Here is a 16,405-nt window from a genome sequence, read left to right on the forward strand (position 1 = left end):
TTTTACTGAGTAGTGCTGTTTTACTGAATAGTACGGTTACGCCCTTCGCGTTTGGCGGTATAGAGGTTTTTGTCTGCCAGCGGAAAGAGCTCATGTACGGTATCCACCAGGTGTTTACCCGCTACCTGCGCGTGGGCAATGCCAATGCTAACGGTGACCGGCACATGCTGTTGGTTGAACAGAAATACGGTGTGCTGGATGGTTTGACGCAGTTCGTCGGCCAGCCGATAAAATGCGGGTGGACTGTAGTTAAAGCACACGACGGCAAACTCTTCCCCGCCGATACGACTGACCAGCCCTTGTGCAGAAACCGTCCGTTGTATCACATTGGCGACTTGTCGCAGGATTTCATCGCCGCAGTCATGCCCGAAGCTGTCGTTGATATTTTTGAAGTTATCGATGTCAATCAACATGATGTTGACCGCATCCTGCTGTGATTTGATGTTCTGATCGTGCGTGGATAGCGCTTCGGTAAACCCGTAGCGCGACAAGGTGTTGGTCAAAAAATCATGGCTGGCCTGTCGCAGCAGGCGGGCGTTTAACTGGCGGATGGTTCGTGCGTTGGTTGCCATCATCAGCGGGCTGAATATGGTGGCAGCAATACCGATGCGCGCAATCACGACCTGATGCAAAAACATCGGGTCTTGCGGGCTATAGAGCGCGTAAACATGCTCGGCGGTCATGATTAACTCTGTCGCACCGATGCACAAGGTGATAAGCCGAATCAACCATAGCGGGTAAACAATCGCGCACCAGGTTAATGCTGGCAAAGGAAACGCGATGATCGCGACTGGGCCGAGCAGCGGAGCAATGCAGATAGACAACAGCAGTAACAATAATGGCAGGGCGTCCGCCAGTTGCAGCGAAGCCGGGAGATGCAGCGGGATCCGGCTTTGCAGGGTTAACAGCAGTGGCAGAAACAGCACCGCGGTGTAGAACTGGTCGCTGAACCAATTGAGAAAATTACTGCGAAATACCGCAGCCGGGAAGGCAGGCCACGGCTGTTGCGCCAGGGCACCGACAAAACCGCAGGCCAGAGCGGCAATCATGCAGGCGGCGAAGACATACAGTGAACTGACCATGTCGGTTTCCCGACGTGTCAGTAGCCCCGGCCAGTTGAGCAACTGGGTGAGAACGACGATAAACGCGATGTTGGCGGAGTTGATGGTCAACGCACTGACACCCCAGCCGTAGAACATCGTATCTTGCAGAATCATCGCGGCGTAGGCGACGAGATAGTACCAGGGGTTATTCAAGTATCGGCAGCGGTAAAACAAGGCCGCGATGATGATGTTAACCGGCCAGAATACCGATAAATCAATGTTGGATAACCGGGCATGTGCGCCGATATTGCAACCCACCAGCGTCACCATGAAGACATTCAAACTGTTCAGCCCGGTGCTGCCTTTTTTAAATAAAGCCACGTTCAGATGCATGCCGTCAGTCCACTTTCAGGTTTCAGAGCCTTCCCCTGGCGCTAATCGTTGTGATTCTGTCGCTATCTGGCTGCAACGGTTCACACGTAGAGCCGGTATCATACAGTGTTATTGATAAATGATATGAAAAAAGCCCATTCCGCATTGTTTCTCTTTTATTCTATTTCTTTCAATTCGTTACAAGCGAACGAGGGCAATCAACATTGATCGGCCGTTGCCATGGGGGTTGGCCGTTATCCAGCCGTCACCGATTTCTGAGCGCTTAGGATAGCCTGAAACCGGCGCCAGGATAATCCATATCTATTTATATGGCCGCCCCTTGAGTCAGTACGACGACACAAGGAACGGCCAGATGGCGGGAAAAACGGGGTATCAGACGTAAGAATCGTCGTCGTCGTAGGAGTCGTCGGCAGAGAAATCGTCGTAGTCGTTCCCCTGCGGTTCGCTGCTGACATTGCTCCACTGGTCGTTGTTGCCAGTGCCGTTGAAGGTATCCAGGTTATCCGCGCTGAAATCGCGGAAATTATCGCTGGTATTGCCCAACGGATTGTCGTTGATCATCGGTGTTTCATTGATGATATTGACGATCTCTTCTGGCTGTGATCGATGGAACATGCCTGTCAGCATATCTGCCAGCACGACGCCGCCTGCCACGCCAGCCGCAGTTTGCAGCGCGCCACTCAGGAAACCACCCGCGCGGGAAGGGGCCGGCTGGGCATAACCTGGCGCTGGCTGGCCGTAACCTGCTGGCGGCGGAGTGTATCCCATCGGCTGGCCGTAACCGGCAGGTTGGCCATAGCTCGCAGGCTGCTGACCATAACCCGCCGGTTGCGAAGGCTGGGCTGGTTGCTGTGGCGCGCTGTTACGGCTGCCGCCGCCAAACAGACCGGACAGAAAACCACCACTACTTTGTTGCGGGCGCGCAGCGGCTTCTTGTCTGAGCCGGTTAACCTCGGCTTCCAGTTCTTTCACGCGCTGATCCAGTTGTTTGAGCGCCGCTTCCTGAATAATCATCGCCTGCGCCATGTAGTAAGGTGCGGCAGGTTGCTGACGAATATAGTCGTTGATTTGCTGTTCTGCCTTGAGATCCCGAGGGCCCGTGTTGGTCTCGGCTGTCTTCAGTCGGCTAAACAGACCATCAATAAGGCGTTGTTCTTCAGATTGCATAGGATTACCTCAAGAGATATTGGAGTGCAGACCGGGCACACGGTGGGCGGTTCTGCGGCTGTTTTATCACACCCTTCGCCGTCATCCTACTGTGTTCCCGCAGGCGAATACATGGATTGTCAGGTAAAGCTGCTTACAAATTTGTTACCAATTACAGCAAATCGGCGTCAATGGTTGTGCCGATTTTCGTCTTACCTTTGCCGTTATTGATATTTTACCTGCGTGGGAAAATCGGGATTAATACATTTCAGCCGTCATCCGCTGCTATGGCGTGATGATGTCATGTTTTAGGTTCGTTTTACGAGCCGGTTTCCTGATTATCGACCATGAGGAATCACCATGTCCCCTTCGTCTTGTTGCGCTTGCTCCATGTTGAATGCCACGACATCTCTACATTTCATTACTGGAGTTAGCCATGAGTCATACCGAAACCTTGCCCGTACTCGATTTTTCTCTGCTTGAAGGCAATGCCCGGCAACGCGCCGAGTTTCTGCAACGCCTGAATCACGCCGCACGTGAAACCGGCTTCTTTTATCTCACCCACCACGGCGTCTCGCCGGAATTGCAACAACGCGTTCAGCGCGTATCGCGAGCTTTTTTCTCTCTGCCGGATGATGAAAAACAGCGCGTGGCGATGATTCGCTCACCCCATTTTCGGGGGTACACCCTGGCAGGTGCCGAACGAACCCGCAGCGCGCCGGACTGGCGTGAGCAGTTTGATATTGGGGCAGAGCGCCCGGCGCTGCGCCTGCTGTCGGGCGATCCGGCCTGGCGGCGACTGCAGGGGCCGAATCAGTGGCCTGAATCGCTACCCGCGCTGAGAAGTACACTGCTGGAATGGCAGCAAACCCTGACCCGAATTTCACTGCGCCTGTTGCGTGCTTTCGCTGAGCTTATGGGGTTGCCGGTCACCGCGTTTGATGCGTTGTACGGTAATAAACCTAACGAGCATATCAAGCTGATTCGCTACCCCGGGCAACCGGTGGTAGGCAGCCAGCAAGGGGTTGGCGCGCATAAAGACTCCGGCTTTCTGACGCTGTTGTTGCAAGATGATCAGCCCGGCTTGCAGGTGGAGCTTGAACCGGATAGTTGGGTCGACGCGCGTCCATTGCCGGGTTCATTTGTGGTCAACATCGGCGAGTTGCTGGAACTGGCGACCAATGGCTATCTGCGTGCCACGGTGCACCGGGTCGTCTCGCCGCCGCCAGGTCAGGAGCGCTTATCCATCGCGTTCTTTCTTGGTGCGCAACTGGATGCAGTGGTGCCGGTATTTCCACTGTCACCCGCGCTGGCAAAACTGGCGCGCGGACCTGCCAGCGACCCGAACAACCCGCTGTTGCGTGACGTCGGCTGGAATTACCTGAAAGGGCGCTTACGTTCCCATCCAGAGGTGGCGAAGCGCTATTACGGCGATGTATTGCAGGCACAGCAGCAGGCAGAGACCGTCTGAGACGTAGAATAATTACCATTAATAAGGAATAACAACATGAAAAATAATAAATTTTTTGCTCTGACAGCAATGGCATTGGCATTGGCAATGGGGTTATCGGTATCGGCTCAGGCGGCTGATGTCTTGCGGGTGGCAGCGGACCCGGTGCCGCATGCAGAAATCCTGGCCCAGATTCAAAAGACGGATCCGTCACTGAAACTGAAGGTGGTGGAACTCAGTGGTAACGTGAACGCCAATGAGTTACTGGCCAGCGGCGATGTTGACGCTAACTACTTCCAGCATGTGCCTTACCTGCGCGATCAGGAAAAGGCGTTGGGCAAAAAATTCGTGGTGGTAGCCACCGTGCATATCGAACCACTGGGGATCTATTCCCGCAAATACAAATCGCTTAACGAGGTGAAAGAGAATGCCACCGTGGCGGTGCCAAATAACGTCACTAACCTCAGTCGTGCGCTGTACTTGCTGCAAGGGCAGGGGTTAATCAAACTTAAGGCGGGTTATAACGACCCGGCGAAAGATCAGGCGACACCGAAAGATATCGCCGAAAACCCGAAAAAACTGAAGATTAAAGAGATCGAAGCGGCACAAATCCCCCGCTCGCTGGATGACGTCGACCTGGCGGTTATCAATGGTAACTACGCACTGGAAGCTGGGTTGGTTCCATCCCGTGATGCGTTGGGGTTGGAAAGCGCCAGCCATAACCCGTACGCCAACATTTTGGTGACGACACCTGCGCTGCAAGACGATCCGCGCATTAAACAACTGGCGAAGGATTTGGAGTCTAAAGCGACGGCGGATTTCATCAGCCAGCGTTATAAAGGGTCGGTGATTGCGGTGGCGGGGCAATAACCCATGATTCGCATCGAACGGTTGGGAAAACGCTATCCGGGCTGTGCACAACCTGCGTTGGAGAATGTGTCGCTGACGATTCCCTCAGGGGCGGTATACGGCATTCTCGGGCGTAGTGGTGCGGGCAAGAGTACGTTGATCCGTTGTCTCAATCTGCTGGAACGGCCCACCTCGGGCCGTATTCTGATAGATGAGTGTGATATCGCCAGTCTGTCGCCGCGTGAACTACGCCAGCAACGCCAGCGTACCGGAATGATTTTCCAGCATTTTAATTTACTGCATGCCCGCACTGTGCGGGATAACGTGGCAGTACCGCTGGAAATTGCCGGGGTTGGCAAGCTCGAGCGTGAAGAACGGGTGACGGAATTGTTGGCGTTGGTGGGGTTAAGCGACAAGGCGCAGTCTTATCCATCGCAGTTGTCCGGTGGTCAGAAACAGCGAGTCGGTATTGCTCGCGCGCTAGCGGCGCGACCGCGTTATCTGCTGTGTGATGAAGCCACCAGTGCGCTTGACCCGGAGACGACCGCGTCAATACTGGCGTTGCTGGCGGAGATCAACCAACAACTGGGCCTGACGATAGTGCTGATTACCCATGAGTTGGAGGTGGTTAAAGCTATCTGCGACCATGCCGCGTTGCTGGAGCAAGGGCGTGTGGCGGAAAGCGGCGCGTTACGGACCTTGCTGGCGGATCCGACTTCCCGTTTGCGACACGCGCTGCTGCCGGATTTAGCCGCTGAGCGCGCGTTTCTACGGCGTCATGGCATTGAGGAGAACGGATTATGCAAAGTCGCCTGAGCTGGGACGAATTTTTCCCGATCATGCTGAACGCGACGCTGGAAACGCTCTATATGGTAGGGTTGGCGGCGCTGTTTACCGTGCTGGTCGGTTTGCCGACCGGGGTGTTGCTGTTTATCAGTCGACAGTCCAGTGTTCTGCCGTTGCCGCGTGTCAACGCGGTGCTGGGAAGCGTAATCAACGTCGGACGCTCGCTGCCATTTGTCGTGTTGTTGATTGCCCTGATCCCGTTTACCCGCTGGGTGGTAGGTACCACGTTGGGCAGTACTGCGGCGGTAGTACCTATTGCCGTCGGTGCGTTTCCGTTTTTTGCCCGCATTGTGGAAAATGCGCTGGCCGAGGTGGATAGCGGCCGGATCGAGGCCATTGAATCGATGGGGGGCACTGTCTGGCATGTGATCACCAAAGCGCTATTGCCGGAAGCGCTGCCGTCGATTCTGGCAGGCGTAACGTTGACGGTAGTGATGCTCATCGGTTTTTCGTCAATGGCGGGGGTGATTGGCGGCGGCGGTCTGGGGGATTTGGCTATCCGCTACGGTTATCAGCGTTTTAATCAACAGGTGATGGCGGGCACGGTGATCGTACTGGTGTTGCTGGTGCAACTGGTGCAGTCGCTGGGCGACAGGCTGGTGCGTCGGCTGGCCTACCGACGGTAATCTTTTTATCTTATCCACGATATTGCTGGCATCCAATCGATTGGCTATGAATAACCCTGAGCCCGGTAGCGGGTGTATCCACTGCGTGAAGGCAGGGATTTTACTCCACCAGATGAAGCGGTAGAAACATTACTGAATTTGATTAAACAGACGACCCGACAAGACATGAAGAAATAGTGCACGTTTGTTTTTGTGACTATTCATCCCTCAAGTGTGCGTTGTATAATTTTTTGCATAACGATTGAGGGGAAAAGATGAAACCATTTATTCAACGGGTAATGGCTATTACCTGCTTATGTTTATTGCCATTTCTTGCTCAGGCATCCCGGACAGTGACGGATCAACTGGGGCGTCAGGTAACCATTGCCGATAACGTCGAACGGGTTGTTGTATTGCAGCATCAGACACTGAATATTTTGGTGCAGCTAAACGCCACAGATAAAATCGTTGGCATCCTGGCCAACTGGAAGCAGCAACTGGGCGATAGTTATGCGCGTCTGGTGCCTGCTTTGTCTGATAAAGCCGCTCTGGGCGATTTGACCCATGTGGATGCTGAAAAACTGGTTGCGCTGCATCCGCAAGTGGTTTTTGTCACCAACTATGCCCCACAAGAAATGATCGACAGCATTACCCGTCTGGGGATTCCGGTGATTGCAATATCGTTGCGCCATGATAACGATCCTGTTCAGGCGGCGAAGATGAATTCAACTCCGGCTAATGAGGATGAGGCCTATAACCAGGGATTGCGCGAAGGCATTGCGTTGATTGGCGAGGTGGTGAATAAGCAGGCTGAAGCGAATGCATTAATTGATGCGGCTTTTGCCTATCGTCAACGGGTCAGTGCGCGTTTAAAAGGCATTCCAGATAGTGAGCGTGTTCGTGCTTATATGGCGAACCCGGATCTCACGACCTATGGTTCTGGAAAATACACGGGACTGATGATGCAACACGCCGGCGCACTGAATGTGGCGGCGGCAACGGTTCAGGGCTTTAAGCAAGTCTCTATGGAACAGGTGATTGCCTGGAATCCTCAGGTGATCTTCGTTCAGGATCGTTACCCTCAGGTGGTGAGCGAAATCACCAAGATGCCGGAATGGCAGGTGATTGACGCAGTGAAGCAGCATCGGGTCTGGTTGATGCCGGAATATGCAAAAGCCTGGGGATACCCTATGCCGGAAGCCATTGGTCTGGGGGAATTGTGGATGGCGAAAAAACTTTATCCATCACGCTTCAAAGATATCGACATGAAGCAAGAAGCAGAACGCTGGTATCAGCGCTTTTATCGCACTCACTATCAGGGCACCGAATAATGAAGGTGCTGGTGGCAGGCAGTTTACGGGCAGTCTGGCAACCGCTTATGGTGAATTTCTATGATATCTGGGGCCTGCGGGTATTGCCGGACAGGTGATGCCGTTCGCCACTAACCGACTGTGTTTGACCGTCGCCAGCAGTGGTATTCGCCCAGAGGATAATTGGTTGTCCCTCTTGAGTCGTCCCACCCTGCGTCTGGGGACATCGACGCCTGTCTGTGACCCTTCAGGTGATTATACCTGGCAATTATTTCGCCAGATTGAGTGGAGCCAGCCCGGTGTCGGCCTGTCTATTCAGCAACGAGCGCAGTGTCTGGTCGGGGGCGAAGCGAGTGCCTCGGTTCCTGCCGGGGAGATGGCGGCAAGCTGGCTTATTCAACAAGGCATGGTGGATATGTTTATTGGTTACGCCAGCTATGCACCGCGTTTAAGAAAGATTGCGGGCTTAACGGTATTTGATATTCCTGCTGAGTTCAGCGTCCAGGCACAATACGCCCTGGCGGTCATGAATAAAGAGGCAGAGTCTCTGGCTGCATTTCTGGGTTCGCCTGTCGCGCAACGGATCCTCAGTGAATGGGGCTTCGGTCCCGGCTCAGGCGGCTGATGCCTTGCGGGTGGTCGTGGGATCTGGCTGTCCGCTACGGTTATCAGCGTTTTAATCAACAGGTGATGGCGGGCACGGTGATCGTACTGGTGTTGCTGGTGCAACTGGTGCAGTCGCTGGGCGACAGGCTGGTGCGTCGGCTGGCCTACCGACGGTAATCTTTTTACCTTATCCACGATATTGTTGGCATCCAATCGATTGGCTATGAATAACCCTGAGCTCGGTAGCCGGTTTATCCACTGCGTGAGAGTAGGGATCGCATAAAACAAACGACGCACACGGTATTTATCCAGGCAGGGAGGAGAATATAAAATAATCAGGTCGGATGAGTCAGGTAATTTCTAGGAGTATTCCATATTCTTTTTATTTCCAGCTTTGCTTTAATCACTCACGAGGCGGTTACCTGAACGCTTCGGTTATTAACCAGAATATAAAACGTTATGTCTGGTTAATCGCAAATGACTTGTTAAAGGAAATTCATAATGAATATGAAACCTCTGTTTTTAGGCGTTATCCTGGCTGCTTCTTACGCTCACGCTGCATCCACTGAAGTGAGCGCCAAACCGGTAACCGGAACGGCCACCAGCGCGGAAGTGAAAACCACACCCGTCGCAGACGCTACAGCGAGTCAAGAGGCGAACAACAAAACGCTAACGGCGCAGCAAACAGCAACGGATAAATCGCTCAATAAGCATAGCGATAAAAAAGTGATGCATAAAAAAGTCACGACAGAGGAAAAAGAAAAGACGGCGGCAGAAAGCGCGGGAAAAGAAAAAACAGCGGAACATAAAATAACCGCAGAGAAAAAGAAAAATACCACAGATGAGAAAAAAGAAGCGACACCGACAATATCAAGCCCAGCTAAAACAGAATAGTTTTTATTAATTATATACCCAAAATAATTCGAGTTGCGGGACAACACGCTCGCGTGTTGAACAACGCCACGCGTTGACCCTTTAGGGCAAGGCTCGTTAGAGCCTTGTAACGCGGCAATCGAGTGACAAATTCGTCGGGAACGAATTTGACCAGCCAACGGCTGGCCTCTGGTGAGAGACAGGATGTCTCTCATTTCATCCCCAGGAGCTTACACAAGTAAGTGACTGGGGTGAGTGACAAATTGGCGAAGCCGATTTGAACGCTGCTAGCAGCGGCCCCGAAGGGGCGAGGCCCATGAAATGGGCTGAGTAACGCAGCCAACGCACCTGCAACTCGAAGTATGAAGGGTATAAAAGCATTATGCCAGCCACTGAAGGGAGTCAGTTATAGCTGAAACGGTATTATCGGGCTGGCCCCCTTATTCCCCCGGCTGGTCATCGTCTGTTTTTTGCCTGATGCAGAGAACAGGTGCGATGCCCGGCCATTCGTTAACAAGGTATTGATGCGGTGTATCCCGTTTCACCGTAACGGCCGCTTCAGCGTTACTGCGCCAGCGCGCAGCTCACATCCAGAATTTCTTCTGCGGAACCCAGATTGAACATACCGATGAAGTCACGCCTTACTGCCAGCAGGATCAGTTCGCCCTGCGCGTTGGCGGTGAGCGCCAGACCGTAGTTTTCCATTTTGTCCCCACGGGCCTGTACATATTGATTGAGCAACTTGAACGGGTCGGAACGCGTCAGGTCGCTGCCGTTGAGCTTGGTAGCCAGATAGTCGTGCTCCAGCAGTGGCTGACCAAGGGCGACCCAGTCGTAGCCGATGTGTGCATTTTGGGTGCGCAGCGTTTGGTAGACCTCGGGTTTCAGGCAGGAAATATGAATATGCAACTGGCCTTGTGTGCGGCCATACAGCGAATTGATCGCCAGCCCCAGCTTATCGTCGCTGATCGGTTTACCCATCTGGCTCGATAGTCTGTCGCGGTAACTCCAGGCGGCGGCAAAATAGGCAGGTGTGCCGGGTTGCAACAGCAACGGGCTTTCAATACCGCTGATGCGGTCGGTTGGGATCAGCAGATTGTGATACGGGCCGCGCCGGTCTTTGAACAGGGCGTAATGACCTTGCAGATTGACATCCAGACAAGGGGCGGGCGAGTGGTTGTTCTGCTGGTTGGGAACGCACTGTTGACTGACGAACTGCCACAAGGCATTACCATTACCGCGCCGGGCGAAAGGTTGCCAGAAATAGAGCAGCAGGGCGACCAACAATAACGTAACGATCAAACCGATAAGGTACTTTTTACGTATCATAACGTTGCGTGTCATAGCGCGATTCCATCAAAGGGGGCTGTCGGGGTATGGGTGACAGTGCCATTGTCGCAAGGCGAGCGTTTTCACGGCTATCCGTTATCAAGATAAATCGTTTCAAGATAAGTCGTTGCCAGGTGGTTCATCGTGTGACGGCTGGTCACATCGTGCCGCGTACAGATGGCGCTATGATGACAACCGCTATAGGGGCGACACCGCTTATGCGCTCTTTATGCGCTCTCGTTAATCAAGGTGCGGATAGCGCCAACGACCTCCTCAACCAGCATGCTGCGGGCATGCTGGGGCGGGAAAATCGCCATATAGGCAACGTCGATTTTGGGTTCAAACGGTTTGATCAAAAGCTGGGCTTCGCTGGTGCGGGCGGTAATGGCATCGACAATGCCGACCCCCAACCCGGTGCCTGCCATGACACAACAGTGGCGCAGCGAAGTTTCAATTGGGCTTTGCAATACGATGTCTTGCGCGGTGATAGCCTGCGCCAGTTGCTCACGTAACACGGTCTTGCGCCCCGGCAGTATCGAACGGTGGTAGTTCAGGTCGTCCAGAATAATGCCGGTACGTTCCGCCAGTGGGTGGCCGGGTGCGACAACGGCAACCGCCTGCGCAACGCCCAGCAGTTCAGCCTGCAACCCTTTGATGGCCGGTGTACTGTTGATAAAGCCAATGTCGTATTGATTACTGAGCACCATTTCGGTGATCGATAATGTACTTTCCACATCCATCGACAGCGCCACGTCGGGGTATTTTTTCAGCATCGATGGGAAAATACGTTCGGTACACAGATTGGCAAGCGCAGACACTGCACCAATGCGCAGGACACTGCCTTTAGCGTGCCGGATATCGTCCGCCACCCGCAGAATGTGATCCAGTCCCAGATAGAGCCGCTCTATTTCACGAAAAAGCTTAAGCGCCTCTTCTCGGGGTTCCAGCCCCCGGCCATCCCTGTCAAACAGCTTGAGTTTAACCGCGTATTCAAAATCCTTAATCAGGCGGCTAACCGCCGGTTGGGTAATATTCATGATGTTGGCGGCTTGTGTGATGCCACCCGTCAAAATCACTTTATGGAATGCTTCAACCTGCCTTAAGTTGATACGGCTCATAGATGTTACCAATCATAATGTTTATTTATGTATTCGGTACAAAATGCGATTTTTAATTATTTTAATCAACACGTAGACTCCATCTGCAAGGTTACAGTTTGTCATAGGTTTGAGCAAAACGTGATAAATACGAATGCGAGATGGATCTGAATCTAAAGGAGTAACCATGAAAGGAATGTTGTTTGCTGCCGGTTTGATGACGCTGATGCCCATCGCGCAGGCAGCAGATTTGACGATTGGACTGGCGTCATCCACGACCTCGATGGATCCGCAATTTTATGTCGGCGGTGCGAACAGCGCCATGGCCCGTAATCTATTTGATGGGCTGGTTAACCAAAACGAAAAACAACAGATTGTTCCTGCTCTGGCGCTATCGTGGAAAGCCATTGACGATACCACCTGGCAGTTTGCACTGCGACCCAACGTCAAATTTCATGATGGCACCGATTTTAGCGCCCGGGATGTGCTTGCCAGTGTGAAGCGCGTCGCGTTAGCGGCGAAAAATAGCCCCAGCGCCTATACGCCTTACGTGGCGGATATCAGCGAGATCCGTGAAATCAATCCGCTGACGGTAGAAATAAAAACCAAAGGCCCGGCGGCGCTGTTGCTCAACAATTTAAGCCGTATCGCTATTCTACCGGCTCGTCTGGCTGACCAGCCGACAGAGGTATTGAACAGCGGTAAAGAGGTGATTGGTACCGGCCCGTTCAAATTTGTCTCCTATACCCCGGATGACAAGGTGGTGTTGAGCCGAAACGATCATTACTGGGGCGGCAAAGCCGAGTGGGACACCGTTACGCTGCGCGTCATCAAAAACAGCAGTGCCCGTATCGCCGCGTTGCTCTCCGGTGATGTGGACATGATAGAAAGCGTACCAACGGCTGATCGCGCCACGATTGCCCGTCAACAGGCGTTTGTGACCGAATCAGTACCGGGTAACCGTATTTTGTATCTGCATCCGGATCAGGACAGGGAAGTATCGCCGTTTGCTAAAGGCGATGACGGTAAAAACCCGCTGCGAAACGTGGCAGTACGTCAGGCGATGTCGCTGGCTATCAACCGTGACGCATTGGTAGAGCGCATTCTCGACGGTCAGGGGCTGGCGTCGTCACAGTTGGTGCCGAAAGGGTATCCGGGTTATTCCGCCCACATACCCGCACCGGTTTATGACCTGAAACAGGCAAAACAAAAACTGGCAGCGGCAGGCTACCCGAATGGGTTTACCCTGACGTTCCATGCTTCAAACGATCGTTACCCCAACGACGCCAAAATTGCACAGGCGTTAGGGCAGATGTTCACGCAGGCGGGTATTAAGACCGAGGTGGTCACCATGCCCGGCAACGTCTACTTCGCCAAGGCAGCGCAGCGTGAGTTCAGCCTGGTGATGGGCGGGGCGGCGATCGAAACCGGCGAGGCGTCCGGTGTGTTGGGGCCGTTGCTGGAAACCTTTGGCCCGAATGCCGGGCAGGGGAATCGGGGGCGGTATTCCAATCCTGAATTTGACAAGCTGCTGAGTCAGGCACGCGCCACGCTGAATGAACAGCAACGCGATGCACTGTTGCAGCAGGCAAGCGAATTGGCGATGAAAGAGCAAGGGGTGATCCCACTGCTGTTTCTTTCCAATACCTGGGCAATGAAAAAAGGCTATAGCTACGTGGGCCGCACAGACGGCTACACATTGCCCTATTTTGTTCACAAGCAGTAAACGGTGAGTGTTTCACCCGATACTGGTGGTGGATAGAAAAATGTATACCCCAAATAATTCGGGTTGCAGGAAGGCGGCAACCGAGTGAATCCCCAGGAGCTTACATAAGTAAGTGACTGGGGTGAGTGAGGGCAGCCAACGCACCTGCAACTCGAAGTATGACGGGGTAGTGCGATTTTTACGTTAACACCAGGGTTCTCCCATCAGGCCGTGTCCCGCTGCATTCCGTGGCGGGACACCCAGCCTGCAACCTTCAGGATCACTCCATGAGCGGATTCTTCGGCGTATTTCCCTATCTGGTTTCACCGATAAAAGCGAATGGCGAGGTGGATCGCGTTGTCCTCGCTGAACTGGTCGAACACCTTATCAGTAGTGGTGTACACGGTTTGACGCCGCTTGGCAGCACCGGTGAGTTCGCGTATCTGACGCAAAAACAACGCGTTGATGTTGTGAGTACCGTGATGGAGGCCGCGCGTGGCCGGGTACCGGTGATAGCCGGTGTGGCAGCAACAACGATTCAGGATGCGGTCGCGCAGACGCGTACCTACCTGGAACTGGGCGTTGACGGTATTCTGGCAATACTGGAAGCCTATTTCCCGCTGACCGATGCCGGGGTAGAGAGTTACTTCCGGGCTATTGCCGCTGCTGCACATCCCACACCGGTAGTGTTGTACACCAACCCACAATTTCAACGCACCGACCTGAGCCTGCCCGTGATTGAGCGCTTAAGCCATGTGGATAACATTCGCTACATTAAGGATGCTTCCACCAATACTGGCCGGTTGTTATCGATCATGGAGCGTACCGGTGGTCGCATGCAGGTTTTCTCCGCCTCTGCCCATATTCCCGCTTGTGTGATGTTGATTGGTGGCGTCGGCTGGATGGCGGGCCCGGCTTGTATCGTTCCGCGACAAAGCCTGGCTTTGTATGACGCGGCTAAGCAAGGCGACTGGTCGCGGGCGATGGAGCTGCAACGTCCGTTGTGGCGGGTAAACGAAATGTTTGCCAAATACTCCGTGGCCGCCTGTATTAAGGCGGCGCTGGAAATGCAAGGGTTTGCCGTTGGCAATCCGATTGCGCCGCAACAGCCGTTAACGCATCACGCCCGCGATGAGATAGCCAGCGTGTTAAAAGAGGTGGGCGCATTGTGAGGTCCATTCCCGTTATTATCGATTGTGATCCTGGTATTGACGATGCGCTGGCACTACTGAGCGCGTTTGTCGCGCCACAATTGTCGATTCAGGGCATTACCGTCGTGAATGGTAATCAGCCGTTACCCAACACGCTGCGTAATGCGTTGCAGATAGTTGAACTGGGTGGGCGTACCGATATTCCGGTGTTTGCCGGTTGCTGGCAGCCGTTGTTACGTGAACCTATCTACGGCCAGTTTCATGGTCAGCATGGGCTGGGTGACAGCGATTTTCCCGCGCCGCGTAAAACCGAGGAACCGCAGCATGCGGTTAACTTTATTATCGCCCGTTGCCGTGCGGCGGCGCAGTGTGGCGAGCGAATCACACTGTGTTCGCTGGGGCCGATGACGAATCTGGCCAGCGCGTTCAGCATCGCGCCTGATATCGCCGCAGGTATTGAGCGGATTGTCTCGATGGGCGGTGCCTGCCGTGAGTTGGGTAACCGTACCATGACGTCGGAATTTAACCTGCTGGCTGACCCACACGCGGCACACATCGTTTTTTCTCAGGGCGTACCGATGACGCTGTTACCACTGGATGCCACCCATCAGGTGATCCTGACGCCGGAACGTGTTCATGAGCTGGTTGCCCATGCCGGACGATTACGCGACCCGCTGCGTCAACTGATGGCCTTCTGGGATCGTAATGACATCAAACGTTACGGCTCTCGTGGTGGACCGTTGCATGACCCGCTGGTGATTGCATGGTTACTGCGCCCCGAGCTGTTCCGCACTGAACGGGCACGGATACTGGTGGAGCATCAGAGCGAACTGTGTATGGGCCAGAGCGTGATGGATCTTTACGGCAAATCTGGCCTGACGCCGAATGTCGATGTGGTGACAGGCGTGGAGGTCGACGAGGTCATCCGCTTGTTCTGCCAGTTGTTTTCAGCTCATGAAACGATTTCAGCGTATGACAAGCCTTCAACCGAAACATGCTTTCAGCTCATGGAATTACACGATGACACGTCAGCGAATCATCATTGATACCGACCCCGGCGTCGATGACGCGATTGCGTTATGGCTGGCGTTGGCTTCACCGGAGCTGGACGTGCTGGGTATCACCGTAGTGGCTGGCAATGTGGCATTGCAACATGCGCTGGCGAACGCCCGGCGGATCGTGGCGTTGTCTGGCCGTATCGATGTGCCGGTCTTCGGCGGCGCGGAAAAGCCGCTGGTTGGTCCACAGCGTTATGGCAAGTATGTTCATATCGGCGCGTTCAGCGATGCGCTGGTGCCGGGGGGCGAGTGCCAGGCCACGATGCAGGAGCACGCGGTGGAGTTTATCGTGCGTACCGCGCGGCAGGCGGCACAGGAACACAACCCGATCACTTTTTGCGCCATCGGGCCGATGACCAATCTGGCGCTGGCGTTGGTCCAACATCCGGATGTGGCGCGGGGTATCCGCCAGGTGGTGACCATGAGCTGTGCGTTTAGCGTACTTGGTCATCGCATGCCGTGGGCGGAATTCAATGTGTATGCCGACCCCCATGCCGCCAGCCGGGTATTTAGTAGCGGTATACCGTTGGTTATCATGCCGTTGGATATGACCTTTCAGGCGCTGATCACCCAGCAGGAAATCGCCCAATTGCAACGTGATGCCGGGTTACCGGGGCAGGCTATCGCGCGTCTGCTGGAGGCGTTTGACCGCAGTGATGTGGCGCGCTTCGGGCGCGAAGGCGGCCCGATACATGATGCAACGACGGTGGCGTGGTTACTGCAACCGTCACTGTTCGCCGGTCGTGAAGCGCGGGTTGGGGTGACGGTTTGCGGTGAAACCACCGGGCACACCTGGGCAGATTTTTATGGCAAGCTGTCGCAGGCACCCAATGCGCAGGTCATGCAGTCGGTAGATGAACCCGGCTTTTTGTCGTTGCTGGTGCGGGTGCTCAGTCGTTATGGCCGGGCGGATACCCCGTAGCTTCCTGTGTAATCGTCACTGC

At 54.1% G+C, this 16,405-nt stretch carries 15 protein-coding genes and 1 pseudogene; 12 read left to right on the forward strand and 4 right to left on the reverse strand.

The features are described from left to right. Positions 1-20: 20 nt before the first annotated feature. Positions 21-1,436 (reverse strand): GGDEF domain-containing protein, encoded by a 1,416-nt coding sequence (locus tag LF929_RS07840; RefSeq protein WP_210175513.1) that lies wholly within the window; start codon positions 1,434-1,436, stop codon positions 21-23. A 372-nt stretch (positions 1,437-1,808) separates the two neighbouring features. Next, positions 1,809-2,603, reverse strand: coding sequence for a DUF2076 domain-containing protein (locus LF929_RS07845; protein ID WP_226092907.1), 795 nt, complete (start codon positions 2,601-2,603; stop codon positions 1,809-1,811). 415 nt (positions 2,604-3,018) lie between these two features. On the opposite strand from LF929_RS07845, the gene LF929_RS07850 reads away from it, so the two are divergent. From LF929_RS07850 to LF929_RS07885, 8 genes and pseudogenes are all read left to right on the forward strand, one after another. Then, positions 3,019-4,053, forward strand: a complete 1,035-nt coding sequence (locus LF929_RS07850) for an isopenicillin N synthase family oxygenase (protein ID WP_038908434.1) — start codon at positions 3,019-3,021, stop codon at positions 4,051-4,053. 36 nt (positions 4,054-4,089) lie between these two features. Continuing rightward, positions 4,090-4,902, forward strand: coding sequence for a MetQ/NlpA family ABC transporter substrate-binding protein (locus LF929_RS07855; protein WP_226092906.1), 813 nt, complete (start codon positions 4,090-4,092; stop codon positions 4,900-4,902). Positions 4,903-4,905: 3 nt separating this feature from the next. Continuing rightward, a complete protein-coding gene (locus tag LF929_RS07860) occupies positions 4,906-5,697 on the forward strand; it encodes a methionine ABC transporter ATP-binding protein (protein ID WP_012885200.1) in 792 nt (263 codons plus the stop codon). Beyond that, entirely contained in the window at positions 5,682-6,353 is a 672-nt protein-coding gene (locus LF929_RS07865) for a methionine ABC transporter permease (RefSeq protein WP_038904803.1), read from the forward strand. Before LF929_RS07860 ends, LF929_RS07865 begins: the two co-directional genes overlap by 16 nt. 278 nt (positions 6,354-6,631) lie before the next feature. Then, positions 6,632-7,663 carry an ABC transporter substrate-binding protein gene (locus tag LF929_RS07870; RefSeq protein WP_152490423.1) on the forward strand — a complete coding sequence of 344 codons (1,032 nt, stop codon included), beginning with the start codon at positions 6,632-6,634 and terminating at the stop codon, positions 7,661-7,663. A gap of 97 nt (positions 7,664-7,760) precedes the next feature. Continuing rightward, positions 7,761-8,267: a substrate-binding domain-containing protein gene (locus tag LF929_RS07875; RefSeq protein WP_368678964.1), complete on the forward strand. Its 507-nt coding sequence runs from the start codon at positions 7,761-7,763 to the stop codon at positions 8,265-8,267. A 20-nt stretch (positions 8,268-8,287) separates the two neighbouring features. Continuing rightward, positions 8,288-8,425, forward strand: a pseudogene (locus LF929_RS07880) (metal ABC transporter permease); the annotation flags it as partial. 324 nt (positions 8,426-8,749) lie between these two features. Then, the gene (locus LF929_RS07885) at positions 8,750-9,142 is read left to right on the forward strand and encodes a hypothetical protein (RefSeq protein WP_226092905.1); all 393 of its coding nucleotides are present in this window, start codon (positions 8,750-8,752) and stop codon (positions 9,140-9,142) included. Positions 9,143-9,685: 543 nt separating this feature from the next. On the opposite strand, the gene LF929_RS07890 is transcribed toward LF929_RS07885, so the two are convergent. Further along, a complete protein-coding gene (locus LF929_RS07890; protein WP_226092904.1) occupies positions 9,686-10,465 on the reverse strand; it encodes a CDP-diacylglycerol diphosphatase in 780 nt (259 codons plus the stop codon). A 212-nt stretch (positions 10,466-10,677) separates the two neighbouring features. Then, the gene (locus tag LF929_RS07895; protein WP_226092903.1) at positions 10,678-11,568 is read right to left on the reverse strand and encodes a LysR substrate-binding domain-containing protein; all 891 of its coding nucleotides are present in this window, start codon (positions 11,566-11,568) and stop codon (positions 10,678-10,680) included. A 166-nt stretch (positions 11,569-11,734) separates the two neighbouring features. Between LF929_RS07895 and LF929_RS07900 the strand changes: the two genes are divergently transcribed. The 4 genes from LF929_RS07900 (at position 11,735) to LF929_RS07915 (ending at position 16,383) form a co-directional block, all read left to right on the forward strand. Then, a complete protein-coding gene (locus tag LF929_RS07900) occupies positions 11,735-13,273 on the forward strand; it encodes an ABC transporter substrate-binding protein (RefSeq protein WP_226092902.1) in 1,539 nt (512 codons plus the stop codon). A 266-nt stretch (positions 13,274-13,539) separates the two neighbouring features. After that, positions 13,540-14,424: a dihydrodipicolinate synthase family protein gene (locus LF929_RS07905; RefSeq protein ID WP_210175519.1), complete on the forward strand. Its 885-nt coding sequence runs from the start codon at positions 13,540-13,542 to the stop codon at positions 14,422-14,424. Continuing rightward, positions 14,421-15,449: a nucleoside hydrolase gene (locus tag LF929_RS07910; protein WP_226092901.1), complete on the forward strand. Its 1,029-nt coding sequence runs from the start codon at positions 14,421-14,423 to the stop codon at positions 15,447-15,449. Before LF929_RS07905 ends, LF929_RS07910 begins: the two co-directional genes overlap by 4 nt. After that, on the forward strand, positions 15,424-16,383 hold the full coding sequence (locus tag LF929_RS07915) for a nucleoside hydrolase (protein ID WP_226092900.1): 960 nt from the start codon (positions 15,424-15,426) through the stop codon (positions 16,381-16,383). Before LF929_RS07910 ends, LF929_RS07915 begins: the two co-directional genes overlap by 26 nt. Positions 16,384-16,405 lie beyond the last annotated feature (22 nt).

This window comes from Dickeya oryzae (assembly GCF_020406815.2).
Taxonomy (GTDB): Bacteria; Pseudomonadota; Gammaproteobacteria; order Enterobacterales; family Enterobacteriaceae; genus Dickeya; species Dickeya oryzae.